Here is a 1,204-nt window from a genome sequence, read left to right on the forward strand (position 1 = left end):
GTGCTAGGTGTTGGGGGTCGAACCTCAGTGCCGAAGTTAACACATTAAGCACTCCGCCTGGGGAGTACGGTCGCAAGACTGAAACTCAAAGGAATTGACGGGGACCCGCACAAGCAGCGGAGCATGTGGTTTAATTCGACGCAACGCGAAGAACCTTACCAAGACTTGACATCCCTCTGACCGGACTAGAGATAGTCCTTTCTCTTCGGAGACAGAGGTGACAGGTGGTGCATGGTTGTCGTCAGCTCGTGTCGTGAGATGTTGGGTTAAGTCCCGCAACGAGCGCAACCCTTGCCTTTAGTTGCTAACATTTAAGTTGAGCACTCTAGAGGGACTGCCGGTGACAAACCGGAGGAAGGTGGGGATGACGTCAAATCATCATGCCCCTTATGTCTTGGGCTACACACGTGCTACAATGGTCGGTACAACGGGGAGCGAAGCCGTGAGGTGGAGCAAATCCCAATAAGCCGATCCCAGTTCGGATTGTAGGCTGAAACTCGCCTACATGAAGCCGGAGTTGCTAGTAATCGCAGATCAGAATGCTGCGGTGAATACGTTCCCGGGTCTTGTACACACCGCCCGTCACACCATGAGAGTCGATAACACCCGAAGCCGGTGAGCTAACCGTAAGGAGGCAGCCGTCGAAGGTGGGATTGATGATTGGGGTGAAGTCGTAACAAGGTAGCCGTATCGGAAGGTGCGGCTGGATCACCTCCTTTCTAAGGAGAATTGCTTTTCACTATTTAATTTTGAGAGTTCAAACTCTCAAAAGTTTGTACCTTGAAAACTACACAGCGAAAAAAATACTACGTAGTAAGCTAGAAATAGCTACTACAATTTCAACTGGTCAAGTTATTAAGAGCATAGGGTGAATGCCTTGGCACCAGGAGCCGAAGAAGGACGGGATAAGCGCCGAAACGCTACGGGGAGTCGCAAGTAGACATTGATCCGTAGATATCCGAATGGGGAAACCCACCTAAGGTAAACCTTAGGTATCACTTACTAAATACATAGGTAAGTGAAGGTAAACCAGGGGAACTGAAACATCTAAGTACCCTGAGGAAGAGAAAGAAACATCGATTTCCTAAGTAGCGGCGAGCGAAAGGGAAAGAGCCCAAACCTGTAAAAGCAATTTTACAGGGGTTGAGGACATAGCATAAAAGGAGAGGCTATTGTAGTCGAAGAGAGTTGGAAAGCTCCACCA

The 1,204-nt window shown here is 49.1% G+C and carries 2 rRNA genes; both read left to right on the forward strand.

Annotated elements, in window-relative coordinates:
• Positions 1-719 (forward strand): 16S ribosomal RNA (locus CLPU_RS16280); the annotation flags it as partial.
• Between the two features lie 126 nt (positions 720-845).
• Positions 846-1,204: ribosomal RNA gene (locus CLPU_RS16285) — 23S ribosomal RNA — on the forward strand; the annotation flags it as partial.

It is taken from the genome of Gottschalkia purinilytica (assembly GCF_001190785.1).
Taxonomy (GTDB): Bacteria; Bacillota; Clostridia; order Tissierellales; family Gottschalkiaceae; genus Gottschalkia_A; species Gottschalkia_A purinilytica.